The 23269-nt window shown below is 57.3% G+C and carries 28 protein-coding genes and 1 tRNA gene; 12 read left to right on the top strand and 17 right to left on the bottom strand.

Annotation, left to right across the window (positions count from 1 at the left end; all coding sequences use genetic code 11):
• Positions 1-32: 32 nt before the first annotated feature.
• Positions 33-1379 (top strand): class II 3-deoxy-7-phosphoheptulonate synthase, encoded by a 1347-nt coding sequence (locus tag JQ845_RS06235; RefSeq protein WP_203008770.1) that lies wholly within the window; start codon positions 33-35, stop codon positions 1377-1379.
• Between the two features lie 76 nt (positions 1380-1455).
• On the opposite strand, the gene JQ845_RS06230 is transcribed toward JQ845_RS06235, so the two are convergent.
• Positions 1456-1677 carry a DUF1127 domain-containing protein gene (locus JQ845_RS06230; protein ID WP_010656831.1) on the bottom strand — a complete coding sequence of 74 codons (222 nt, stop codon included), beginning with the start codon at positions 1675-1677 and terminating at the stop codon, positions 1456-1458.
• 96 nt (positions 1678-1773) lie between these two features.
• On the opposite strand from JQ845_RS06230, the gene JQ845_RS06225 reads away from it, so the two are divergent.
• Positions 1774-2631 (top strand): LysR family transcriptional regulator, encoded by an 858-nt coding sequence (locus JQ845_RS06225; RefSeq protein WP_003446564.1) that lies wholly within the window; start codon positions 1774-1776, stop codon positions 2629-2631.
• Here the strand turns inward: JQ845_RS06225 and JQ845_RS06220 are convergent.
• The 3 genes from JQ845_RS06220 to earP form a co-directional block, all read right to left on the bottom strand.
• Positions 2621-3373: a sulfite exporter TauE/SafE family protein gene (locus JQ845_RS06220; protein ID WP_003446559.1), complete on the bottom strand. Its 753-nt coding sequence runs from the start codon at positions 3371-3373 to the stop codon at positions 2621-2623. The two genes, JQ845_RS06225 and JQ845_RS06220, sit on opposite strands and share 11 nt — an antisense overlap.
• Before the next feature lie 134 nt (positions 3374-3507).
• Positions 3508-4080, bottom strand: a complete 573-nt coding sequence (locus JQ845_RS06215) for an elongation factor P (protein ID WP_003446557.1) — start codon at positions 4078-4080, stop codon at positions 3508-3510.
• Positions 4081-4129: 49 nt separating this feature from the next.
• On the bottom strand, positions 4130-5263 hold the full coding sequence (gene earP / locus JQ845_RS06210; protein WP_203008769.1) for an elongation factor P maturation arginine rhamnosyltransferase EarP: 1134 nt from the start codon (positions 5261-5263) through the stop codon (positions 4130-4132).
• 136 nt (positions 5264-5399) lie between these two features.
• Here earP and JQ845_RS06205 point away from each other — a divergent pair, with 136 nt between their 5' ends.
• Positions 5400-5882, top strand: coding sequence for a GreA/GreB family elongation factor (locus JQ845_RS06205; RefSeq protein WP_161720040.1), 483 nt, complete (start codon positions 5400-5402; stop codon positions 5880-5882).
• A gap of 105 nt (positions 5883-5987) precedes the next feature.
• Here JQ845_RS06205 and JQ845_RS06200 read toward each other — a convergent pair whose 3' ends face one another.
• Positions 5988-6239 (bottom strand): hypothetical protein, encoded by a 252-nt coding sequence (locus JQ845_RS06200; RefSeq protein WP_003446553.1) that lies wholly within the window; start codon positions 6237-6239, stop codon positions 5988-5990.
• A 178-nt stretch (positions 6240-6417) separates the two neighbouring features.
• Between JQ845_RS06200 and JQ845_RS06195 the strand changes: the two genes are divergently transcribed.
• The 4 genes from JQ845_RS06195 (at position 6418) to JQ845_RS06180 (ending at position 9047) form a co-directional block, all read left to right on the top strand.
• Positions 6418-6738: an ElaB/YgaM/YqjD family protein gene (locus JQ845_RS06195; RefSeq protein ID WP_003446552.1), complete on the top strand. Its 321-nt coding sequence runs from the start codon at positions 6418-6420 to the stop codon at positions 6736-6738.
• 277 nt (positions 6739-7015) lie between these two features.
• On the top strand, positions 7016-8218 hold the full coding sequence (locus JQ845_RS06190; protein ID WP_003446551.1) for an MFS transporter: 1203 nt from the start codon (positions 7016-7018) through the stop codon (positions 8216-8218).
• Positions 8219-8322: 104 nt separating this feature from the next.
• Complete coding sequence (locus JQ845_RS06185) at positions 8323-8619, top strand: DUF6388 family protein (protein WP_003446549.1); 297 nt, start codon at positions 8323-8325, stop codon at positions 8617-8619.
• A 116-nt stretch (positions 8620-8735) separates the two neighbouring features.
• Positions 8736-9047 carry a hypothetical protein gene (locus tag JQ845_RS06180; RefSeq protein ID WP_003446546.1) on the top strand — a complete coding sequence of 104 codons (312 nt, stop codon included), beginning with the start codon at positions 8736-8738 and terminating at the stop codon, positions 9045-9047.
• A 139-nt stretch (positions 9048-9186) separates the two neighbouring features.
• On the opposite strand, the gene JQ845_RS06175 is transcribed toward JQ845_RS06180, so the two are convergent.
• On the bottom strand, positions 9187-9705 hold the full coding sequence (locus JQ845_RS06175; RefSeq protein WP_003446544.1) for a DUF4142 domain-containing protein: 519 nt from the start codon (positions 9703-9705) through the stop codon (positions 9187-9189).
• Between the two features lie 296 nt (positions 9706-10001).
• On the opposite strand from JQ845_RS06175, the gene JQ845_RS06170 reads away from it, so the two are divergent.
• Positions 10002-10712 carry a CatB-related O-acetyltransferase gene (locus tag JQ845_RS06170; protein ID WP_158525117.1) on the top strand — a complete coding sequence of 237 codons (711 nt, stop codon included), beginning with the start codon at positions 10002-10004 and terminating at the stop codon, positions 10710-10712.
• A gap of 231 nt (positions 10713-10943) precedes the next feature.
• Here JQ845_RS06170 and JQ845_RS06165 read toward each other — a convergent pair.
• Positions 10944-11033 (bottom strand) — tRNA-Ser (locus tag JQ845_RS06165).
• A gap of 307 nt (positions 11034-11340) precedes the next feature.
• On the opposite strand from JQ845_RS06165, the gene JQ845_RS06160 reads away from it, so the two are divergent.
• From JQ845_RS06160 to JQ845_RS06150, 3 genes are all read left to right on the top strand, one after another.
• Positions 11341-12030 (top strand): crotonase/enoyl-CoA hydratase family protein, encoded by a 690-nt coding sequence (locus JQ845_RS06160; RefSeq protein WP_127195772.1) that lies wholly within the window; start codon positions 11341-11343, stop codon positions 12028-12030.
• A gap of 208 nt (positions 12031-12238) precedes the next feature.
• Positions 12239-13021, top strand: coding sequence for a lysophospholipid acyltransferase family protein (locus JQ845_RS06155; protein ID WP_003446523.1), 783 nt, complete (start codon positions 12239-12241; stop codon positions 13019-13021).
• Positions 13022-13104: 83 nt separating this feature from the next.
• Complete coding sequence (locus tag JQ845_RS06150; RefSeq protein ID WP_003446522.1) at positions 13105-14076, top strand: magnesium and cobalt transport protein CorA; 972 nt, start codon at positions 13105-13107, stop codon at positions 14074-14076.
• Between the two features lie 46 nt (positions 14077-14122).
• Here JQ845_RS06150 and JQ845_RS06145 read toward each other — a convergent pair whose 3' ends face one another.
• On the bottom strand, positions 14123-14848 hold the full coding sequence (locus JQ845_RS06145; protein WP_003446514.1) for an amidotransferase: 726 nt from the start codon (positions 14846-14848) through the stop codon (positions 14123-14125).
• A 583-nt stretch (positions 14849-15431) separates the two neighbouring features.
• Between JQ845_RS06145 and JQ845_RS06140 the strand changes: the two genes are divergently transcribed.
• On the top strand, positions 15432-16244 hold the full coding sequence (locus JQ845_RS06140; RefSeq protein WP_203008768.1) for a c-type cytochrome: 813 nt from the start codon (positions 15432-15434) through the stop codon (positions 16242-16244).
• 71 nt (positions 16245-16315) lie between these two features.
• Here the strand turns inward: JQ845_RS06140 and JQ845_RS06135 are convergent, their stop codons facing one another.
• The 9 genes from JQ845_RS06135 to JQ845_RS06095 form a co-directional block, all read right to left on the bottom strand.
• The gene (locus JQ845_RS06135) at positions 16316-16657 is read right to left on the bottom strand and encodes a ribonuclease E inhibitor RraB (protein ID WP_003446510.1); all 342 of its coding nucleotides are present in this window, start codon (positions 16655-16657) and stop codon (positions 16316-16318) included.
• Positions 16658-16933: 276 nt separating this feature from the next.
• Positions 16934-17539 (bottom strand): START domain-containing protein, encoded by a 606-nt coding sequence (locus JQ845_RS06130; RefSeq protein WP_003446508.1) that lies wholly within the window; start codon positions 17537-17539, stop codon positions 16934-16936.
• Positions 17540-17586: 47 nt separating this feature from the next.
• Entirely contained in the window at positions 17587-17841 is a 255-nt protein-coding gene (locus JQ845_RS06125; protein ID WP_003446506.1) for a YkgJ family cysteine cluster protein, read from the bottom strand.
• A 157-nt stretch (positions 17842-17998) separates the two neighbouring features.
• Positions 17999-18469 carry a translation initiation factor 2 gene (locus tag JQ845_RS06120; protein ID WP_272481838.1) on the bottom strand — a complete coding sequence of 157 codons (471 nt, stop codon included), beginning with the start codon at positions 18467-18469 and terminating at the stop codon, positions 17999-18001.
• A 102-nt stretch (positions 18470-18571) separates the two neighbouring features.
• Positions 18572-20011 carry an aminotransferase-like domain-containing protein gene (locus JQ845_RS06115; protein ID WP_003446502.1) on the bottom strand — a complete coding sequence of 480 codons (1440 nt, stop codon included), beginning with the start codon at positions 20009-20011 and terminating at the stop codon, positions 18572-18574.
• Between the two features lie 282 nt (positions 20012-20293).
• Positions 20294-21109, bottom strand: a complete 816-nt coding sequence (locus JQ845_RS06110; RefSeq protein ID WP_003446500.1) for an OmpA family protein — start codon at positions 21107-21109, stop codon at positions 20294-20296.
• Positions 21106-21462, bottom strand: a complete 357-nt coding sequence (locus tag JQ845_RS06105; protein WP_003446498.1) for a DUF4398 domain-containing protein — start codon at positions 21460-21462, stop codon at positions 21106-21108. The genes JQ845_RS06110 and JQ845_RS06105 overlap by 4 nt, the downstream gene beginning before the upstream one ends.
• A gap of 9 nt (positions 21463-21471) precedes the next feature.
• Positions 21472-22290, bottom strand: a complete 819-nt coding sequence (locus JQ845_RS06100; protein WP_003446496.1) for a substrate-binding periplasmic protein — start codon at positions 22288-22290, stop codon at positions 21472-21474.
• A gap of 138 nt (positions 22291-22428) precedes the next feature.
• Positions 22429-23269 (bottom strand): electron transfer flavoprotein subunit alpha/FixB family protein (locus tag JQ845_RS06095; RefSeq protein ID WP_203008767.1); only part of this gene is annotated, 841 nt, incomplete at its 5' end.

Below are 23269 nucleotides of genomic sequence, written 5' to 3'. Positions count from 1 at the left end.
TGGGCCATCCCCTTCCAATACTAGAGTCTGCAATGAGCCAACCCTGGAGCCCTGACAGCTGGCGCGCCCTGCCGATCCAGCAACAACCCCGCTACCCTGACGCCGCTCACCTGCTGCGCGTGGAGCAAAGCCTGGCGAGTTATCCGCCACTGGTGTTTGCCGGTGAAGCCCGTGAACTGCGCCGCCAGTTTGCCGAGGTCACTGAAGGTCGGGCGTTCCTGTTACAGGGTGGCGATTGCGCAGAAAGCTTTGCCGAGTTTTCGGCGGCCAAGATTCGCGACACCTTCAAAGTGCTGCTGCAGATGGCCATCGTCATGACCTTCGCTGCTGGCTGCCCGGTGGTCAAGGTCGGGCGCATGGCAGGGCAATTCGCCAAACCGCGCTCGGCCAACGATGAAACGATCAATGGCGTGACCCTGCCGGCCTATCGCGGCGACATCGTCAACGGCATCGGCTTCGATGAAAAAAGCCGCGTACCCGACCCGGAGCGCCTGCTGCAGTCCTACCACCAGTCCACGGCCACCCTGAACCTGCTGCGCGCCTTTGCCCAGGGCGGGTTTGCCGATCTGCATCAGGTCCACAAGTGGAACCTGGACTTCATCGCCAACTCGGCACTGGCGGAAAAATACAGCCAGTTGGCCAACCGCATCGACGAAACCCTGGCCTTTATGCGCGCCTGCGACATGGACAGCTCGCCGCAACTGCGCGAAACCAGCTTCTTTACGGCCCACGAAGCGCTGTTGCTGAACTACGAAGAAGCCTTCGTGCGGCGCGACAGCCTGACCAACGATTACTACGACTGCTCGGCGCACATGCTGTGGATCGGCGACCGCACGCGCCAGCTCGACGGTGCCCACGTCGAGTTCCTGCGCGGGGTCAACAACCCGATCGGGGTCAAGGTCGGCCCGAGCATGAATACCGAAGAACTGCTGCGCCTGATCGACATCCTCAACCCCGACAACGACCCGGGCCGCCTCAACCTGATCGTGCGCATGGGCGCCAACAAGGTTGGCGACCACCTGCCGCAGCTGATCCGTGCGGTTGAAGGCGAAGGCAAGAAAGTGCTGTGGAGTTGCGACCCGATGCACGCCAACACCATCAAGGCCAGCAGCGGCTACAAGACCCGCGACTTTGCGCAGATTCTTGGCGAAGTGAAGCAGTTCTTCCAGGTCCATGAAGCCGAAGGCAGCTATGCCGGCGGGATTCATATCGAGATGACCGGGCAAAACGTCACCGAGTGCATTGGCGGGGCCAAGCCCATCACCGAAGACGGTTTGTCGGACCGCTACCACACCCACTGCGACCCGCGCATGAACGCCGACCAGTCGCTGGAACTGGCGTTCCTGATTGCCGAAACGCTGAAACAGGTCAAACGCTGAACCGCCTGACTTGTGCACGAACTGCGGGAGCCGGCTTGCCGGCTCCCGCAGGGGCTCTGGACCTTTACCGGCAAGCTTATTTGTTGAACGGGTCATCCCAAAAAGCCCGATGACTTTCGGATTCTATATCCGCCCGGCTCAGCCCCAGATCTTTAAGCGTCGCATCACTGATCCGGCGCAGATGCGCCCTTTGGCGCGACAGCTGGTACCAGCGGGCAATCACAGCCATCACCTTTTGCGCCCAAGACTTCTGACTGACTGGCCGGGCGATCCAGACAAAACCTTTTTGACCTTTCATCACTTGAGACCTCCGTAGGGATGGCTCAAGTTTCTGCCCGGGCTTAAGATCAATCCAACGAATGTTTCTTATGCGATACATCTGTGAGATTGATCAATGGCCGAATTCCCCAGTATCGATACCGACCTGTTGCGTACCTTTGCCGCCATTGCCGATCACGGCGGTTTTACTCGCGCCGCCGAAGTGGTCAATCGCACGCAGTCGGCGGTCAGCATGCAGATGAAACGGCTCGAAGACGACGTGCTCAAATGCGCGTTGTTCCAGCGCGACGGGCGCAATGTCAGCCTCACTCCCGAAGGCCATGTACTGCTCGGCTATGCACGGCGAATCCTTAAACTGCACAGCGAGGTGTTCAATACCCTGCGTCAGCCGCATATGGTGGGCACAGTCAAAATCGGTTCACCCGATGATTACGTCATGCGCTTTCTGCCCGGCGTGCTGTCGCGCTTTGCCCAGGATTACCCGCTGATCAACGTCGAAGTGCATTGCGAACCCTCAGTGCAACTGCTGCAACGCAATGATCTGGACCTGACTATCGTGACCCGCGAACCCGGCACCGAAGTGGGCCAGATCCTGCGGCAGGAGCGCTTCGTATGGATGGTGGCCCAGGGCTTCTCGCCCCACGAGCAAACGCCGCTGCCACTGGCAATGTTCAATACCGACTGCTTCTGCCGGACCTGGGCCTGCAATGCGCTGGATATCATGCAGCGTGAATACCGGGTGGCCTATACCAGCGCCAGCCTGGCAGCGATCAACGCGGTGGTCAGTACCGGACTGGCGGTGACCGCCCAGTTGCAAAGCCTGCTGACCCCCGATCTGCGGATTATTGGCGAGGCCGAAAACCTGCCGCTATTGCCCTCAGCCAGCATTGTGCTGTTGCGCAAGCCCAACAGCGTGACCTCGCCCATCATCGAGTGCTTTGCCGAATACATCGTCGAAGGCTTTAAGCTTTAATCGCCAGCAGCCCCGCGCACAGCAGCAAAAAGGCGCAGTACAAACCGCGCAGCATGCGTTCCGGCAGAGCGTGAGCCAGCCTGACTCCCCAGCTGATACTCAACAGCCCGCCCACAGCCATCGGCAGACCCATGATCCAGTTGACCTCGTCATGCACCGCGTAGGTCAACAGCGTAACGGCGGTACTTGGCGCTGCCAGGGCCAGCGACAAGCCCTGGGCCACCACTTGCGATGTGCCAAAGACGCTGGTCAGAACCGGCGCAGCCACCACTGCGCCGCCAACCCCAAACAAGCCCCCGGTAGTGCCCGCCACCGCACCCAGCACTCCGAACCAGGGCCAGCCACGGCCTGAGCGGGCCACCGGCTTTACAGGCAAGCGATACAGCTTGATCAGGTTGTAGAGGGTAATTGCCAGCAAGAAGGCGATAAACCCCCAGCGAATAACCCGCGCATCCACTCCAACGGCGAGCATGGCGCCCAGCCAGGCGAAGCAAAAACTCATCAACACCAACGGCAACGCCTGGCGCAGATCGATTTTATTGCGCTGGTGATAACGGTACAGCGCGAGAAACACATTGGGCACCGACATGACCAAAGCGGTGCCTTGCGCGATTTGCTGATCCAGGCCGAACCACAAGCCCAGAACCGGAATTGCGATCAGGCCGCCGCCAATTCCGAACAACCCGCCCATCGCCCCCAGAGCAATACCCAGGGCTGTATACATTGCAAAATCGGTCAGCATTATGGTCCCTCTTCAGAAGCGCCCATGCTAACCAGTCCCCTGCACGCGGCAAAGCTCTAAACCGGGGCTTTTGACCGGCCAAAAAAAACCCGGCCATGGGGCCGGGCTTTATCATCGTACGGTTGACGCCAGGTTTAAACCTTGGCGCGGCCCTTGTAGGAGCCACCGTCACGGGTGTCGATCTCGATCCAGTCGCCGATTTCAACGAAATCTGCAACGCTCAGTTCGGTACCGTTTTTCAGTTTGGCAGGCTTCATCACCTTGCCCGAAGTGTCGCCGCGAGCGGAACCTTCGGTGTAGTCAACCTGACGCACGATAGTGGTCGGCAGCTCTACGGAAACCAGACGCTCTTCGAAGAAGATCGCTTCGCAAACGTCGGTCATGCCTTCTTCGATGAACGGCAGAACGGCTTCGATGTCTTCAGCGTTCAGCTCGTACATGGTGTAGTCAGTGGTGTCCATGAACGTGTAGGTGTCGCCGCTGATGAAGGACAGGGTCGCTTCTTTGCGATCCAGGATCACGTCTTCGAGCTTGTCGTCAGCGCTGTATACGATTTCAGTCTTGTAGCCGGTCAGCAGGTTTTTCAGCTTGGTCTTCATGATTGCGCTGTTACGACCGGACTTGGTGAATTCAGCTTTCTGAACCAACCAAGGGTCGTTTTCGAGCTTGATGACTGTACCGGGTTTAAGCTCTTTACCAGTTTTCATTGCGAGTATCCGAATTTGGAATGAGATTTACAAAAATCTAGGCCGCGTATCATATCCAATTTCTATAAAACAGTACTAGCGCTTGCGCAAGATCTGCTTGCAATGACTGTTGCAGACACCATCGTTCAGAGTGCGCAGTGATCTCGGGCCAGTGTTCAAGCAGCAAATTCCAGCTTTGCGCCATGTCTGAACCGGCATTCCAGGCGTGCCACAAGCCGGTAAAGGCTTGAGCGGCGGGCGCAGAAAGATCTTTTACATACAGGTCCAGAAAGGCATTGAGCTTGACCCAGTGCGCGTCTTCTTCCTGTTCATAGATATGCCAAAGCAGCGGCCGCCCGGCCCATTGCGCGCGGACGAACGAGTCTTCACCGCGCACCGCATTGAAATCACAACTCCATAACAGGTGGTCGTAATCCTGCTGGCGTACGAACGGCAAGCTCTGGACTTTCAGTGCTCCCCGCTGCTCGACCCTGCCCGGTGCCAGCTCATTGACCTCGAGCCAGCGCAGCAAATCCCCCATGATTCGCCCCTGGGGCACCAGCAGGTGGGTCGGCACACTGCCCGCGGCCATGGCGTCCAGCCAACTGGCCAGCCCGGCATTTTCATAGGCGAACAAAGAAACCAGCCGCGCGCTACTTTCAGGAAACACCCGAAGCCCTTGCAAAAATGCCCGTCTGGCCTGGGGGTCCTGCTCAAAGGCGCGCCGGCGGGCGAGCAAATCGGCCTCACGCAACAGACCACCGGTACCTTCACCAAACCCGGGGAAAAAGAACATCCGTTTCAAGCCATCCGGGCGCAGGGAGGGTAAACCGTGACAGCCGCTGACCCAGTCTTCCGCGCTCAAATACTCCAGATTGATCCACAACGCCGGCTTTTTCCGCGCTTTCATGGCCTGCAAATAGTCTTCAGGCAGCTTGCAGGCAAAGGCCTCCAGCACCACATCGGCGACGTCCACCGACTGCCATTGCCCGGGCCACTGAAGCACCTCGACCCCCTGCTGCATCTGTTGCGCCGCCGTGGCGTCGGCCTCGGGGCACAGCGGCACGAATGCCGACAGATCATCGACCCACAGCCGCACCGACTGCTGATGTTCGGCCACCAATTGCCGGGCCAGACGCCAGGTCACCCCAATGTCGCCGTAGTTATCGACCACACTGCAAAAAATATCCCAGGAGGCTTTCATTCCGGGCTCCAACATTCAAAGGGCTGATTGTCCGCATTATTCGACGCGTACAGAAGGCTTAAGGCGGATTAATCTGCCGGGTACTCGTGCGACAATCGCCGATTGCCGTCATGACCCCCGTGAAAAACCGCCCCTTATGAACAAGAACGCTGTGTACCTGTTGATGCTGGAAAAGCTCGAAATCGATCTTGATGTGCTCCAGCGGGCAGCGCAAACCGCCTATGAAGCCGCCACCCACGCGGAGAATATCGCCGAGAACAAGTACGACACCCTGGGGCTTGAAGCGTCCTATCTGGCGACAGGCCAGGCGCGCCGGGTTGAAGAAATCCGCCAGGCGTTGAAAAACTGCCAGGCGATGGTGCTCGCGCCATTCAATCCCGCACAAGGGATTGAAGTGGGGGCGCTGGTCAATCTGGAGGCCGGGAACGGCAGCGGGCAATGGCTATTTCTCGCTCCGGATGCCGCGGGGCTCAAGCTTGTCCAGGACGGGCAAACCGTTACCGTCATCACCCCGCGCTCGCCGCTGGGCGCGGCGTTACTGGGCAAGCAGCCGGAGGATGAGGTGCTCATCAACATAGCCGGCGTCAGCCAGGACTTTACTGTCTGCGAGGTCGAGTAGGCAGCGCCGCCCTGTTGCCACTCGATATCCGCAGAGACGCGGGTGCCCGTCACGGGAGGCCGGGTGGCGGTGCCAGCAGATCAAGATCAAAAGCCCGGCCGGGCGTTACTTGGCGGCCATCAGGCGATTGACTTCGCTGCGCACCATGTTGGCGTATTCCGGCGGGGACATCGCGTCCAGCTCCGAACGCACCCACTCAGCCCATTTGCCCTTGCGCTTGGCGCGCTCGCCGAACAAACGCGCCGCATCCCCTTTGGCCTTGCCCAGATTGCTCTGCCAAAGGTCATACAGACGGGACTTTTCATCTTCAAGCGCAGCACGCTCAGCGAGGGGTTTGTTGGCGAGGTTGAAGCTCATGGGAATTTCCTGCGGCGTAAATTAGACGACATCTTACACCCTCCAAAGCAGTGCCTTACTCCGGTTTTTGACTACGCTCTCACCTCGGACACACAATCGGCCCCAAAACAGATGCAACTTTTTAGCATTGGGTTGACTCCATTATTCATCTCTCTTTTCACCTGCAAGGAGTACCGCAATGGCTCGAAAAAACGCCGTACAAGCCGCTGAAGATCAAATCAAGGATCAGGCATTCAGTGAGCTGCAACTGTTGATTACCGAATCTGAAAAGCTGCTCAAGGACAGTGCGTCCCTGCTCGGCGAGGAAGGCGAAACCCTGCGTGCCCAGGTAGGTCTCAAGCTCAAGCAGGCGCTCGACTCGGTGAGCAACGTGCGTGAACGCACCAAACCTGTGGTCGATGCCACCGAAAATTACATTGGCGGCCATCCGTGGCAGACCGTGGCCATCTCGGCCGGCTTCGGGCTGGTGGTCGGCCTGCTGCTGGGCCGTCGCAACTAACTACCAAGCCCCTCAGGGGGCGCCTGTCTGTGCAGGAGCGAGCTTGTCGCGCGATGATTGTTAACGGGAATGCGTGTTTAGCGGTTAAACACGGCGCTTTCGAGACCATCGCGAGGCAAGCTCGCTTCTGCAGTTGAGAGAGCAGCTTTTGAAGTGAACAGCATTGCCTCACTGAGGTGCCTTGTCGTTTAAAAATCAAAATCCTGGACATATTCAGTGACATCCATGACAGGCAGTCCCGATACTTGATCGTCTTCCCATGCCAACGAGACAGTCAATGTCCGCTTCTTCTGCTGCTACCAAACCTTTAAGCACTGCCCTGATCCTGTTGATGGCAACCGCCACCGGCCTGGCTGTCGCCAGTAACTATTACGCCCAGCCCTTGCTGCACACCATCGCCCAGCAACTGGGCTTGAGCATGAGCAGCGCCGGCACCGTGGTGATCACCGCGCAACTCAGCTACGGTGCCGGCCTGTTGTTGCTGGTGCCGCTGGGCGACCTGTTCGAACAACGCCGCCTGATCGTCAGCATGACCGTGCTCAGCGCCCTGGGCCTGTTATTGAGTGCATTCGCACCTTCACTGCCCTGGCTTCTGGTCGGCACGGCGATGACCGGCCTGTTTTCGGTTTCCGCCCAGGTGCTGGTGCCAATGGCCGCCAGCCTGACAGACCCGCAGAGCCGGGGCCGGGTAGTGGGTACTTTGATGAGCGGCCTGCTGCTGGGGATATTGCTGGCCCGAACCGTAGCAGGGGCGCTGTCTTCGGCGGGTGACTGGCGGACCATTTATCTGGTGGCTGCAGCCTTGATGACAGTCAGCGCCATCGCCCTGTTTTGCGCGCTGCCCAACCATCACCAGAGCGCAGGCCTGAGCTACCCGAAACTGCTGGGGTCGGTGTTCAAGCTGTTTGTCGAAGAACCGGTGCTGCGCCTGCGCTCGATCCTGGGCCTGTTGACCTTCTCGCTGTTCGCCCTGTTCTGGACTCCGCTGGCCTTTTTGCTGGCCGTGCCGCCCTACAGCTACTCGGACGCGATCATTGGCCTGTTCGGCCTGGCAGGCGCTGTCGGGGCGGTGGCCGCCAACTGGGCCGGGCGCATGGCCGATCGCGGCAAAGGCCAACTGGCCACCACCGTCGGCTTGCTGGCCCTGCTGGCGTGCTGGTTGCCCATGGCGTTTGCCGGCCACTCATTGCTTGCACTGCTGATTGGTGTACTGGTGCTCGATTTTGCCGTGCAACTGGTGCACGTCAGCAACCAGAATGCGGTGTTTAAAGTCCGCCCGGCCGCCCGCAATCGCCTCAACGCCGGCTACATCACCTGCTATTTCATTGGTGGCGCACTGGGCTCTCTGGTAGGCGCGCAGACCTATCCGGTCTATGGCTGGAACGGCATTGTGATCGTCGGCGCGGCGGTGGCAACTCTGGCACTGGCGGTATGGGGCTATGCCTTGCAGCAGGAAAGCAGGCTGCAGCCCGTCGCCTAAGGGTGGTTGCGGCACTTTTCATCACCGGGCGAACTCGCTAGGATGCGTATCCCACCTGAAAACGGTCCGCCCACGCGGGCCGTCTTACTGCTTCGAGACGCCGCATGATCCCTAAAGAATCCCGTAACGAACTGGCCCTGGACACTTTCATCAAAGCGCACCCCGAGCTGCTCGAGGAGATGAAAGAACTCAGCGCTGAAGATCGACAGCAACAAATTCTCTGGGCATTCGAGAGCGCCGCCGACGATCTGGGTATTGAAGCCTGGGAGCTGGCACTGCAACTGATCGCCCGCTCGCCGCAGGAGCTCGAAGCCATGCGCCTTGAAGTCCATCAAGAAGTGGCCGAAGCCCTGGAGATGAGCTGGGAAGAATACTGCGGCTTGAATGACATCGCAGTCTGAGAGCCTCGCCAGCGGTGCAGGGTCACCCCGTCACCGCTCGTCGCTTGCATCGCACTAATCCCCCGCGCCAGCACACCAATATCAGGTACGACTCCCAACTGTCTGGAGACGCAACCATGATTAGCTCATCGATCAAAATCCTGTCGCTGGCCGCCGCACTCTGTGTGGTATCCGCCACCAGCCTGGCCGACTCCTCCACTGGCCCGACCGTGCCGATACAACCGACCGAGCCGCCCTCCGGCCAGGACGTCAAGCCCACCATCAATCTCGACTCCAAGATTCATAACGACGCCGACGTGCCTAACCATCCATCAGTGGACCCACGGGTGCAGGGCGATGACCCCGGACGTCAGGGAGGGATGAATACTGATGGCAATGGCCCGATTGGCAGCGACCCGGTTGCGCCGCCAACCACACCAAAACCCTGAACCTCCATTGCCAGCAGCAGGTCTGTAGGAGCTGGCTTTCCCGAGACGGGTTCACCCCGCGGGCTCAGGCAAAACCTGTTGCCCGCATCGCTGCAAAGCCAGACTCCCACAGGGTTTTGCAAGATTCAGGGAGTGCGGCTCAAGATTTGTGATGGGCGTCCACCAGCTTCTTGGCCATCACCAGGTGCATCTCGAGTTTGGGCAGGTATTTTTCGGCGAAAGCCTTCAATTCGGGAGAATCAGGGTTCTTGATCTGCTGCTCGAACAACTCAATGGCCTCTTCATGGGCCTTGACCTGATTGGCGGCATAGGCGGCATCAAATGAGTCGCCTTCCTGTATTTGCAGCATCAGCTTCTTGGCCTTACCCAGGATTTGCTCGTCGGTCGAGACTTGCAGATCGTGCTTTTGCGCGAGTTCTTTCAAGTCCCGGTTGGCATCCGTATGGTCCTTGATCATCTCCACGGCGTAGCTCTCTATATCCGTTGAAGACGTTTTGCCAATCGCCATACGGCTGGTTTCAATCTCGGCTATCCCGGCCGCAGATGCCTCATCCACGAAGTTGGCCGGACTGGCTGCTACAGCGGTACCCGCCACCACCAGGGCACATGCAAGGGCACAGCCTGCGACGAAGCGTTTAGGGCCAATCAGGTGTTTCATAACGTCCTCCAGAAAAAGGCAGGTTTATTCCCTGCACTGAATCTGAAGGCCCATGACCACAAAGGTTTAGATAAAGGCTTTTTTTCTGACCGACGGGCACTACTGGCATCGCGCAGGATCAACTACGCCCCCTTTTGACCCCCATCAATGACACTGCCCAGATATTCGATACCTTCACCGACCTAGAGGTTGAATGCCCCGTGACGGGGACAAAAAATCACTACCTCCATTGCGTAACACATTGAAACAAATGCACAGTGAGACACGTCCTGCATTAGAAGCCAGCGATCACTGCCATGAAAATAATTATTAATTACATCAGAAACCGATATTGGAAGAACTGGATTCGCAAGCACAAATGCAAAGTTTCTGGCGGCCTGCATTCACTGCACAAAAGAAGCACCTTGCGTCTGGAGGAAGGCGTATCTCTGGGGCATATGATCATTGAGCCTAAAAACCTGAAGATCGGCGCCCACACCTATATCCGAAGTGATTGTGTCCTTACCGCGGTTTCCTCAATCGGCCGGTTCTGCTCTATCGGAACGGGGTGTGTCATCGGGCAAGAAAAGGGCGGGCATCCTTCCACCTGGCTCAGCTCTCATCCATTCCAGTACACCAACACAGGATTGACCTACGATCCTGAAATATCCGACGTGACCATTGGCCATGATGTCTGGATTGGTCACAGTGCGATGATCATGGAAGGCGTAACAGTTGGCACCGGAGCGATAATTGCCACCCGGTCAGTGGTTGCTCATGATGTCCCGCCCTATGCAGTAGTCGCAGGTTTACCTGCGAAAGTAGTCAAATACAGGCATACACCAGAAATGATTTCGCAATTGCTGAATAGCAAGTGGTGGGATTGTGAGATCGACTCTCTGCGAGACTTGCCGTTGAATGACCCCACTGCAGCCCTGCCAATGCTGGAGGAGCTGCGTAAAGAAAAGCCGGCTCGATATCAAGAGATTCAGGTAACGCGCAGAGGTTGCTGTGTAGTGGCCAACTAACTCCGGACACGGCGTCAAGTTTTTTGGACTACCCCTCTACCCTAGACCTCGGCCCGGGCCATATCCCGGGCTTTGTAGACCCCCTTGCCGGTGGCGGTGCTCACGCAGCCGCAAAAAACAGAAAATCCCCTACCCTTTCCATCTCGTTTCCATATCGCCTTTTTGCAGACGCCAGAAACCACAAACCCCCGACTTTCTCTAGGAAAATCAGGGGTTTGTGTTTACTTAATGTGGCGGTGAAGGAGAGATTCGAACTCTCGATACAATTTCTTGTATACACACTTTCCAGGCGTGCTCCTTAAGCCACTCGGACACTTCACCGTATCTCTTCAAACAAGTTCTGTCTGTCGAGGCGCGCTAATGTAGTCGAAAGCTTTCGATATGACAAATGTTTTTTTCAGAATTTTCATGCGCTTACGGGATTCGCTGTTTTTCAGGTCCGGGCAGACCGGTTGCATCTGGCAAATTCCGGCCCCGGAGCTTTGCCAGGCCACGGCTGTTCGACAGGCGCGCCGCCCTCTATATAGAAGGCGCACACCATTTGCCTGACTCACCAGTCAGTCACAAGGCTTTACCTGCGCCTTGGGGCTGGGTAACGTCTGCCAACTTCTATACAAGGAATTGCGCCATGAGTGACTTGATCTCGTATCACCTGGAAGACGGTATCGCCACCCTGACCTTGAGCAATGGCAAGGTGAATGCTATTTCCCCGGACGTGATCACTGCGTTCAATGCGGCACTGGATCAGGCCGAGCTGGATCGCGCAGTGGTGATTATTACCGGGCAGCCGGGCATTCTGTCGGCCGGCTATGACTTGAAGGTCATGACCGCCAGCCCCGAGCAGGCGATTGAGCTGGTTAGACAGGGCTCGACCCTGGCTCGCCGCTTACTGGCGCATCCCTTCCCGGTCATTGCTGCCTGCCCGGGCCATGCGGTGGCCAAAGGCGCATTTGTGTTGTTGTCGGTTGATTACCGGATCGGCGTCGAAGGCCCGTTCAGCATTGGCCTGAATGAAGTGCAAATCGGCATGACTATGCACCACGCCGGCATTGAACTGGCACGCGACCGGTTGCGCAAATCGGCATTCCATCGTTCGGTGATCAACGGTGAGATGTTCAATCCCCACAGTGCGGTAGACGCAGGCTTCCTCGATCAGGTGGTCAAGCCCGAAGAACTGAGGACCGCCGCCCTGGAAATGGCGCGCCAGCTGAAGAAGATCAACATGAAGGCGCACAAGAACACCAAGCTCAAAGTGCGCAAAGAACTGCTTGAGACTCTGGACAAGGCGATCGAGGAAGATCAGCTTCACCCCCTCTGACCCTGCCCCGGTAATCCGGTCCCGATTGCAGCCAGCAGTCGGGATGGCTTCCCCCCGCTAAAACCCGTCAACACCTCTGGCTCGCGCTTGAGCCCTCTCGCTGAAACAAATACTTAAACATCAGCAATCTCCCAGGTGTATCGGGGTAATTGCCGAATACAGTGCACATCCGTACACTGCGCCAAATTTTGTTTTAGCGAGCCTGTAAATGCTACTTTCGATACGTATGTTGTTGATGAGCCTGCATTTTATGATCGCTGGCGTGCTCGGTGTATTGCTCGGAATCTGTCGCCCGTTCAACCCGGACAACAGTCGGTTGTGCGCGCGTCTTTATGCGTGGCCTTCGAAATGGATCCTGGGCTACAGGCTCAAGGCCGAGGTTGGTCCATTGATGGACAAGCCCCAGAGCTGCGTGATAGTGGCCAACCACCAGTCCAACTATGACTTGTTCGTGTTCGGCAATGTGGTGCCGAAGCGTACTGTGTGCATCGGTAAAAAAAATCTGAAATGGGTGCCTCTGTTCGGCCAGTTGTTCTGGCTGGCGGGCAATGTATTGATTGATCGGGGCAATGCACAAAAAGCCCGTCAGTCCATGCTCACCACCACCCGCACCCTGCAAGAAAAAGACACTTCGATCTGGGTCTTTGCAGAGGGTACGCGCAACTTCGGCAAAGCCCTGCTGCCCTTCAAAAAAGGCGCGTTCCAGATGGCGATCAGTGCCGGCGTGCCAATTGTGCCGGTGTGCGTCAGCACTTATAGCCAGCACTTGAAGCTCAATCGCTGGCACAGTGCCGATATTGAGATCCGTTCATTGCCCCCGATTCCAACTGCCGGGCTGACCCTGGAAGACATGCCGGCCCTGATGGAACAGTGCCGCGAACAAATGCGCGAGTGCATTGAGGCGATGGACCGTGAACTGCTGGCACAGCAAAACCACCGCCTGCCACCCATGGCCGGGGGTAAAACACCGGCATCCAACCCGAACCTCTGAACGTTTCTGGCCTCAAAGCAGGGCATTGCACGCTAAGCTGCATTTTCGTGCCATAACCCTTTGAAGAAGAAGCGATAAGAACTATGGGGAGAGTTGTTGCTGCCGCGGTTTACAGCGCAGGCAAAAAAGTCACCGACATCACTCTGGACGAAGGCAGCGGCTGGGCTGAAAAGCCCGGTCACTTCGTCTGGATCGGCCTTGAGCAACCGGACGCGCAAGAGCTGAGTAACTTGCAGCGCCAGTTTCATCTGCATGAACTGGCCATTGAAGACGCCCTGGAACAACACAGTCGGCCCAAGCTAGAGACCTTTGGCGATGCGCTGTTCATCGTCATCTACTCGCCGATTCGCCATGAAGGCAAACTGGACTTCGTCGAAACCCATATCTTTGCCGGCAATGGCTACATCATTACCTGCCGCAATGGTCACTCCGCGTCTTATCGGGCGGTACGCCAGCGCTGTGAGGCCCGCCCGCTGCTGCTGGATCATGGCGAAGATTTTGTGTTGTATGCCCTGCTCGATTTCGTTACTGAAAGCTATCAGCCCGTCAGTGAAGCCATTCACGCTGAAATCGATCAGCTCGAACGCAACATCCTGGGCAATGCACTCAACGAAGCCGATATCCTGCATTTGCATGCACTGCGCCGCGATGTTCTGCGCTTACGCCGCTATGTGGCGCCCATGGTCGAAATCAGTGAAGAGTTACAGCGCCTGACCTTTCCGTTTATCGACAAGAACATGCGTCCGTACTTTCGCGATGTGCAGATCCACGTTACCCGGCAAATGGAAGACCTGACCACCCTGCACGACATCGCCACACAAACCATTGAAATTGTCGTACTGCTGGAGTCTTCACGGCAAAGTATCGTGCAGCGCAAATTTGCCGCCTGGGCAGCCATTCTGGCCTTCCCGACAGCAGTGGCAGGTATCTACGGGATGAACTTCCAGAACATGCCGGAGCTGAGCTGGCACTACGGTTATTTCGGCGTGTTGGGGTTTATCACCCTGGGCGTTGCAGGGCTGTGGACGAGCTTCAAGCGTTCTGGCTGGCTGTAAGACGAGCTGAACTGCAGGAGCGAGAGAGGCTCGCCCCTGCAAGTCTTCACACCTGGGTCTGAGAGTTGTGCGAAACAAATCGCATCATCCACTCGGCAACCGTTCGCCCATGATGCTCTTGTTCCAGGCTGCTGATTCCGCTGCTGTAGATCTGCTCGCCCAGGCTCTCCTGGCGCAAGTTGAGCAATGCCCGCGAGTAGTCATGTATGAACTCGGGATGCCCCTGGAAGCACAACACCTGATCGTTGATGTGATAGGCGGCAAACGGGCAAAAATCGCTGGAGGCGATTACCGTGGCGTTCTCCGGCAAGGCCGTGACCTGATCCTGATGGCTGATCAGCAATGTGAGGTCTTCGACAACCGGGCTCATCCACGGTGCTTTGGCCGCCAGCTTGTACTGATGGGTGCCAACTCCCCAGCCCTGGGTGGCCCGCTCGCTCTTGCCGCCCAGCAGCAACGCCAACAGCTGGTGACCGAAACAGACGCCGAGCAATTTATCGCCACGCTCATAACGGCTCAGCAAATAGCTTTTCAGTGTCTGGATCCAGGGATCGGTGCCGAATGAATCCGCCTTGCTGCCGGTAACCAGATAGGCATCAAAGCTTTGATCGTCAGACGGATATTGGCCATTCATCACGTTAAAAATACTGAATTGCGCAGCAATGGGCTGTTGCGAGAACAGGTGTTTGAACATCTGCCCATAGCCTTGATATTGATCAACAAACTCTGGACGCAGAATGTCGGTTTCCAGAATGCAGATGCGTAGCGACATAAAAGTACCTGGCACGATAAAGGCAATAGAGGTGATGGCAACTCGATAGAGCCTGCCTTGAAAGGGTATTTCAAGGCAAGCCCTGAACGCGGGCTAACTACCGGAAAGCTGCCGCCCTGCAAACCGGAGCCGAATCTGCGCAGCGATAGGGCCACCGACAACCTCCCTGACGAACGGTAGGGCACTAATAATTAGTGGGCCTCAAGGGGCCATTGCGTCTAGCCATGGGCTGACAGAGAGGGTACGGCAAGCTTAATAGCGTTTTAGAAACCTAATGCACTTGGATGATGTGAAAGGGTTCTAAGCCATATGTTATGTGGACTCTAAGGTTAACTCAGTCGAGGGATACGGCGCCTTGTTCAGCACTTGCGCCGTGGTCTTTCAACATTGCCGCTCAGGAATAACAAAAAAAGGCAGACCGCCATGTTTAAATATACGAAAGTACGTCAGGCCGGACTTATTCTCTTTGCCACGACCTTACTCTTGATTTTACCCAATCTCACCAGGGTAATCGGCTAAGGTATCGCCTTCAGTTCGGGCCAGTGGCACCCAGGCCATCGATCACAACAGAACAGCATCCCCATTGAAATTACTGACTCTCTTCCTGGTTTACTTACTCAGCCTGCCGGCTGGCGCGGCCCAACTCACACTCGACCTGGGCAACGCCAGCCGCAGCTGGCAAACCGCCGAGCTGTTGCAGCATCCGGCGACGCAAACCCTGCTTATCACTGATGATGTTGCATACAGACGCAACATGACCTACCGCGCTATTCCCCTGGCCACCCTGCTCCAGGGCATCAAGCCTGACGACCACCTGCAAGCGATCGCTCTGGACGGGTTTGCTGCGGAGCTGGCCGCCGGACCGCTGCTAAGCCGCAGCGGCGCCAGAGCCTGGCTGGCAATTGAAGATCCGGCTCAGCCCTGGCCACCGCTGGGTAAGGACAAACCGAGTGCGGGACCGTTCTATCTGGTATGGACCGACCCTCAGGCCAGCCATATCAGCCCCGAACAATGGCCTTTTCAAGTGGCCAGTTTCAAACGCCAACCGCCGGTTGCCGAACGCTTTGCGGCCCTGCTGCCAGACCCGGCACTGCCCACGGATTCTCCGATCAATCAGGGGTTTGCACTGTTTCAAAAAAACTGCCTGGCGTGCCATCGTCTAAATGGTGCGGGCGATGCCCAATTCGGCCCCGACCTGAACATTCCGTACAACCCCACCGAGTACTTCGCAGCAGACTTTCTCAAGCGCTACATCCGCGACCCGCAAAGCCTGCGGCACTGGCCACAGGCACGCATGCAAGGCTTTTCGGCCAGCGTGTTACCCGACAGTGAGCTGGACATGTTGATCCGCTATTTGCAGCATATGGCTACGCGCAAGGTGAATGGCCAGGCCTGACCGGGAATATGCAGTCTGCAAAAACCAGAACGGCCGGCCCTGAGGCCAGCCGTTGACTCTTTCAACTTGATTCAATTGAGCAGGCCACGCACCTCCTGCTTGACGCCCCAGCCTTCAATGATCCCGCCCAGGGGGACAACCACTGCTTCGAAATCCTGCTCAAAATCACCAATGCCACCATAGGTGGCGTACATCACTTTGCTCAATTCCAGATGCCAGGCACCGTCATCCCGCACGTTGATCTGGGCATTCAGGGATTCACCACAAAATTTGCCTGCCGCTCTGCGCGCCCGCTCCTCGTCCGGGAAAATGGCGTAGAACTCGATGGGATGGATGCGGGAAAAATCAAAACCGCCTTCTTTCATGCGGCGCAGCACATAGCTGCTGAGGTCTTCTTGATGGGCTGTGCTCATGAAACGTCCTCCTCGCAATGGATAGACATTCAGCGCTCCCTGACCGGCAACAGGTTGGCCATGACAGAGAGTGTTAAGCATGTAGCGAACAAGATCAGAGCCAGTCGATTACTTCGCTGGTCTGGATGCAGAGTAGCCCCAGCGCGCAATGACTGCCAAGAGGGAAGCCGTGAAATCGGAGATTTTTTTTGTCTGCCAAAGACTTGCGTGACCTGGCCCGGTAGCTGGACAGATGCGCTGTCCAGATGCCGGGCCAAACAGATATCAGAGTGCTGATTACTTCTCTGCACGCTCACGCAGCGCCTTGAGGGTATTGAACGGGGCATCGACCACAAACTTGTTGGCCAGCCATGAAGGCACGCTGCCGCCCGGCTCGGTGTGCACCTGATAGGTGACTTCTGTCAGATTGTCGCCTTTGGGTACCAATTTCCAGAAACCGTCGACCTGAGCGACCCGAACAAAGCCCTTTTCTTCAGGAATGTACTTCGGCAAGCCCTTCAGGGTGCGGGTCAAGGTGCCATCCGCTGCCACATTCGTGGTCACCAGCAGTACCGAGTCACGGGGGGTCACGGGCCAGGGGGTATTGAACTGGGTATAGGTCCAGCTCTGATCGCCCTCATGCTTGAGCAGCTTTTGCGTTTTACACTCGTGAATCCAGGCACAGGCACTGGCCACGTCTTCTTGCAAAGCACTGATTTTGGCAAGTGGCGCTTTGATGGTGGTTACCCCTTGGTAGGCCTTGTATTGAGACCCGGGAACTTCACTCAGCGAGACCTTGATCCCGTCTTCATTTTTCGCCACCTTCCAGTCTTCTGCCTGGGCCACGCCCGCCAGCAAAACAGTCAAACCGCATGCCAATGCCACTCTATGCAACGAACCCATTGTCTTATTCCTTATTGTTGAAGGTCTGTTCACTGAACAAAAACACACTAAGCCGCTGTCATGCGCTCCCACCAACCGATCAGCTTGATCGCTTCTTCTCGATTGCTGCCACACACCTCGATGTCGGCCTGAAAAGCGCCACATACGGCCGGACGTTCGGGCTGGCCGAACAAACCGCACAAGTAGTCGACAGAAAGATGCAGACAGCGTTCCCCCGCAGGTTTGCCATGGGGCATGCCGGGCAGCGGAGTACTGATGGAGGGGGCGATGCAGCAAGCGCCACAGCCTTCACGGCAGTTCATGACAGTAGCTCCTGATTCGGGGCAAAGTGTGTTGATGACAAGGGATATTACTCGCTGGAACGGGCGTTTGAAATTGACCGTTCAGCAGAAATGGCTGTGACCGGGCAGTCAGTTTGCAAGCCGGCCGCAATGGAATGGAAGGTTGAGCTGCAGGCACTTATTGTTTGAATTCAAAATCCAGCGCCGCGCCCTCAATCTCGCTCTGCCGCGCTTCGTTGCGCAATTGCAGACCCATTTCATTGCTGAGCAAGCGCCCGTTCAATTGAAAAGGGCTTTCCTGTTCCGGCTTTTCGCCAAACATGTTCGGCAGCAGCGGCTTGTGCGCAGGCATTGCAATGGTACCCAGAGGCCGCAGCTGGCGGACCATCTCGGGAGGCAAGCTCAAGTCAAGTTTGGCAGAGGGCAGAGGCTTTTTCGCAATCTCGTGGGCAGAGCTGGATTTGCTCGCGATGGGCGCGCGTTTCTTTGCCGGAGCTTGCCTGGCAGCCACAGGTTTTTCCCTGGAACTGGCAGTGTGCGACTTGGCAGTGACTGTTTCTGGCTGCGACTGAACGGCTGTAGCAGCGCCAGCATTGAACGCCGTCAGCACACCCATCAATATAAGCCCCACACAGAATGTCGCTTTCATAACTCCACAGCTTTAACGGTTTAGGCGCATATGCTGGCGCTTTAGCACCAGAGTGACAAGTCCAAAGTATCCCAATGGTTGTATCCGCCGTCGCTCAGCTCCTCAGTAGAGGCTTGCCGTTTCCAGGCAAAGCTGGCTGGCAAGCATGCCCAGGGTCATCAGCGCCCGCTCGGCCTCGCGGTTCCAGGGTATGGCGCAGTTCAGACGTATACAGTGATTGAACTGCTCGGTATTACTGAATATCAGCCCCGGGGCAATACTGATGCCCTGTTGCAACGCCCGGACATGCAGCTCCTGGGTATTGACCCGGCCCGGCAAGCTGACCCACAAAATGAAGCCGCCACTGGGGCGCGACATTTGTGTTCCTTCCGGAAAGTGCTGCTGAACGGCCAGCTGGAACGCGCTGAGGTTCTTACGGTATTCCTGGCGGATAAACCGCAAATGGCGATCGTAGCCGCCGTTTTCAAGATAGGCCGCTACCCCCATCTGCGTGACACTGCACGCCGAATGAGTGGTGAAGGTTTGCAGGCGCTGGATTTCCTGTTGATATTTGCCGGCGATCATCCAGCCGATTCTCACACCCGGCGACAGGGTTTTAGAGAAACTGGAGCAGTAAATCACCCGATCCAGACGGTCGTAGGCCTTCAAGGCTTTGGTGCGACCGACTTCAAACATCAGTTCGCCATAAATATCATCTTCAACAATCTGAATATCAAAATCCGAGGCCAGGCGCAGCAACTGCTTCTGCCGCTCTTCGGGCATGGTGCCACCCAGCGGATTGCTCAGGCGCGTGGTCAGGACCAGAGCCTTGATCGACCATTGATTGGCCGCCAGCTGCAGAGCTTCGAGGCTCATGCCGGTGGCCGGATCGCTGGGTATTTCGATGACCTTCAGACCCAAAAGATCGGCAAGCTGCAGCAAGCCGTAATAGGTCGGTGACTCGGCCGCAATCAGGTCCCCCGGGCGGGTCAGCGTGCGCAGCGACATTTGCAGGGCATCGACACAACCGTGGGTGATGATCACCTCCGAGGGGTCAACCACTACCCCGGCGTCGCGCATGCGGATCGCGACCTGGCGGCGCAGCGGCTCAAAGCCCGGACTGAACATGTAGCTGAACGCCCGAGGGCTGTGGAAACGCGTGACCTTGGCCAGTTGCTGATGCAATGCCCGCACCGGCAAGTAGTCGACACTCGGTACCGCGGCCCCCAGTGGAAACACCCCTTCGCGACGTGATTCGACCAGCACTTGCTGAATGATGCTGCTGCGCGTCACCAGCCCCGGACGTTCGACCCGGGCTATATCGGGGGTAGGCGCCGTCAAGGCGGGAGTCTGGTGTACGTAATAGCCGGATTGCGGACGCGCCCTGATCAAGCCCTGATCTTCAAGGTTGGCATAAGCCTGCAACACCGTCGCGTGACTGACATTGAGCTGCGAACTCATCTTGCGCACCGAAGGTACTCGTTCGCCCGGCTGATACACGCCGCGCCGAATATCTTCAGCCAACTGCTGAGCGATACGTTGATAGAGCAAAAGGTTGGTCATGTCGCAGCACTCGATGTTCAGGCATTATTTTTATGAAGAGCATGTTCTTGAGAGCAATAACCGAAACAGTTTAGAAGTGTACGGGCACAGTTGTCACCCACCTCAGCAGTACAGTGGGCTAAAGGCTTAACTGTATGGGTACAGGTTGACGAAGGGAAAGGAGGTGCGAGCGCATTGCTCGCCACTGCAGTGGACTGCGACAGGGCCCGCAGGCCCCTCAGGATCAGGGCTGCCACGCAGGCCGTCGCAGCCTGCGGCAACGGCTAGCGGGTATGCGGGGAATTAGCGGGCAGCGCCAAGTTGACCTTTTTCGTCAGAGAAGACGATTTCAACCCGACGATTTTGTGCACGACCACGTTCGGTGGCGTTCACGTCCACCGGATACTGATCGCCGTAGCCTTCCACCTGGATACGTTTGTCGTCGATCCCCAGGTCGATCAATACATCCGCCACCGCCTGTGCCCGTGCCAGGGACAATTTGAGATTGTCGTCCCGGCCGCCCGTGCTGTCGGTGTAGCCCTCGATACGTACGACGCGCTTGGGGTTCAGTTGCAGAAACTGCACCAGTTTGAGCACTGTACGGTTCGCCGAATTTTTCAGGTCGGCTTCGCCGGTATCGAACAACACGTCGCCCAGGGTCATCACCAACCCCCGGTCAGTCTGAGTCGTGGCCAGGCTGATGATCTGTTCTTCCAGCCACTGCCCCTGCTGCTGGACACTCAACAGCTTGGCCTCACGCAGTGCCAGTTGCAGACGCTGGCGTTCCAGTTCCAGCTTGGCAGCCCGCTCTTCGTTGAGTACTTGCTGGGTATGCTCGCGGGCGATTTCACTGTAACGCTGGCTCAGGTAGGCGTAATGCTCCACATCGTCACCACTGCCCCAGTAAGAAGACAAACGATCCGCCCGCGCCAGGGACTCGCCGGCCCGAATCACATCTTTGGGTGCAATGCGCAGCACGTTGCTGTCTTCTTTGACTGTCTGAAAATCGCTGGCGGCCTGTTGCAGGGCCTGATCACTGTTGTGATGCCCGGCGCAACCGGCCAGAGCCATGCTACCCGACAACAACACACCACTGAAAACTGCGGACTTGAGACTCATTGGGCCTCCGCCAGTTGCTTGCGTAAACGCGCGATACGGGTGTTGAGCACGTTCAACTGCTCCTGGCTTTTTTGCGTCAGAACGCGGGCTTCGGCCAATCGCGCATCAAGCTCGGCCTGTTCTGCCTGCATGCGCGCATCTTTGTAGGACCCATCGAGCATGTCTGCCCGGGCCTGAGCCAACTTGCTTTCGGCCTGTTTGAGTTCAGCTGTATCGTCGGCGCTGACCCCCACTGCCCTGGCTTGTTCAAGGGCTTGCTCGGTCAGACGCAATTGTTCATTCGGCACCGGATCGGCTGCACAACCCGCCAAAGCCGTAACGGCCAGGGCGACGAAAAAAGGTCGCAATGTCACTAAGAATTCCTACTGTTTTGGGGCGCTAAGCGGTTGTTGCAGCTGGGCTTTCCACCGCTCCAGATTGCGTTGCAGTGCAGCCTCGGCCAGGCCGGAGGCGGGCAATTCTGTCATCTTTTTGGCGAGCTGTCCGCGCAACCATGGGTCATTGCAGGCAGAGTCATGGGATATCGCCAAAAACAGTCCCGGCTGATCGATCGGCTGTGGGTGCGCCATCACGTCATCGGCAATGCCCAGGGTTTGAGCCGTAGCCATACCGGCATAGCGACCGGCCAGCACATACTCGACCTGCCCGAGCAGCAGCTTCTGGAAAGCCGCCGTCAGTCCGGGCTCGGGCTTGAGGGTTAACTGGTGCAGGGCAAATGTATCAAAGGCCTCTGTGGTACGGGCTTTTTCCGAAATGGCCCCTGCATGTCCGCTCAGGTCTGCCGGCGTTTCGTAGGCCAGCGCCGAATCTTTACGGGTCCAGACCAAATAATCGTTACGCATCAGTGGCGGGTGGATGTAGTCGAGTGAAGAGAGCCCGGCCACTGTCAGCGGCGCATCCAGCAGCATGTCCATACGCCCAGTTTTGACTTCGTCCTGAGCCTGGGAACGCTTGCCGCCATACAGCACTTCAACCTTGATCCCCAGCTCCTGGCCCGCTTGCACCATCAGGTCGGCACTGGCACCGATCAAGTGCGCCGGGTTGCCAGGATCACGCCACAGATAAGGCGGCGCATCCGGGCTGCCGGTCACGATCAGGCGTTCACACTTGCCCGCGGCCTCAGACAGCAGGGGCAACAATACCAACCCGAGCAACAACCTGCGGATCTGACGCACATCCATAACCCTGCACTCCACGCACTCAATTCTGACGCATAAAAAAACCCGATCACACGGACTGCAAAGAACAGGTAAACACAGCGTGCTTGGCCCTTCCCCGCAGCCCGCGTGACCGGGCTCTTTATAAGTGAAGCAACTGGATTAAACCAGCTTCTCCAGCTCAGGTACTGCTTCGAACAAGTCCGCAACCAGACCGTAATCGGCCACCTGGAAGATCGGCGCTTCTTCGTCCTTGTTGATCGCAACGATCACTTTGGAGTCTTTCATACCGGCCAGATGCTGGATCGCGCCGGAGATACCGACCGCGATGTACAGCTGTGGCGCAACGATTTTGCCGGTCTGGCCGACCTGCATGTCGTTCGGTACGAAACCTGCGTCAACTGCCGCGCGGGAAGCGCCCACTGCAGCGCCCAGCTTGTCAGCCAGGGTGTACAGCAGTTTGAAGTTGTCGCCGTTCTGCATGCCACGACCGCCGGAAACGACGATTTTGGCAGCTGTCAGTTCCGGACGATCCGACTTGGCAAGCTCTTCACCAACGAACGAGGAAATGCCTGCATCGTGCACTGCTGCAACCGCTTCAACGGCTGCCGAACCACCCTGGGCCGCAACCGGGTCGAAACCGGTGGCACGCACGGTGATCACCTTGACTGGCGCAGTGGACTGCACGGTGGCAATGGCGTTACCGGCATAGATCGGACGGGTGAAGGTGTCAGCGCTTTCAACCGAGATGATCTCGGAGATCTGGTCAACGTCCAGCTGCGCAGCAACACGCGGCAGGATGTTTTTACCGTTGGAAGTAGCGGCAGCCAGGATGTGGCTGTAGCCCTTGCCCAGCTCGGCTACCAGCGGAGCAACGTTTTCCGGCAACTGATGGGCGTAAGCCGCGTTGTCAGCCACCAGCACTTTAGCCACACCAGCGATTTGCGCAGCAGCTTCAGCCACAGCACCAATGCCCTGGCCTGCAACCAGAACGTTGATCTCG

Origin of the sequence: Pseudomonas paraversuta (assembly GCF_904063065.1) — a bacterium.
Taxonomy (GTDB): domain Bacteria; phylum Pseudomonadota; class Gammaproteobacteria; order Pseudomonadales; family Pseudomonadaceae; genus Aquipseudomonas; species Aquipseudomonas paraversuta.
The sequence above is the reverse complement of the archived record's forward strand: the minus strand, read 5'-3'. Positions and strand labels throughout refer to the sequence as shown.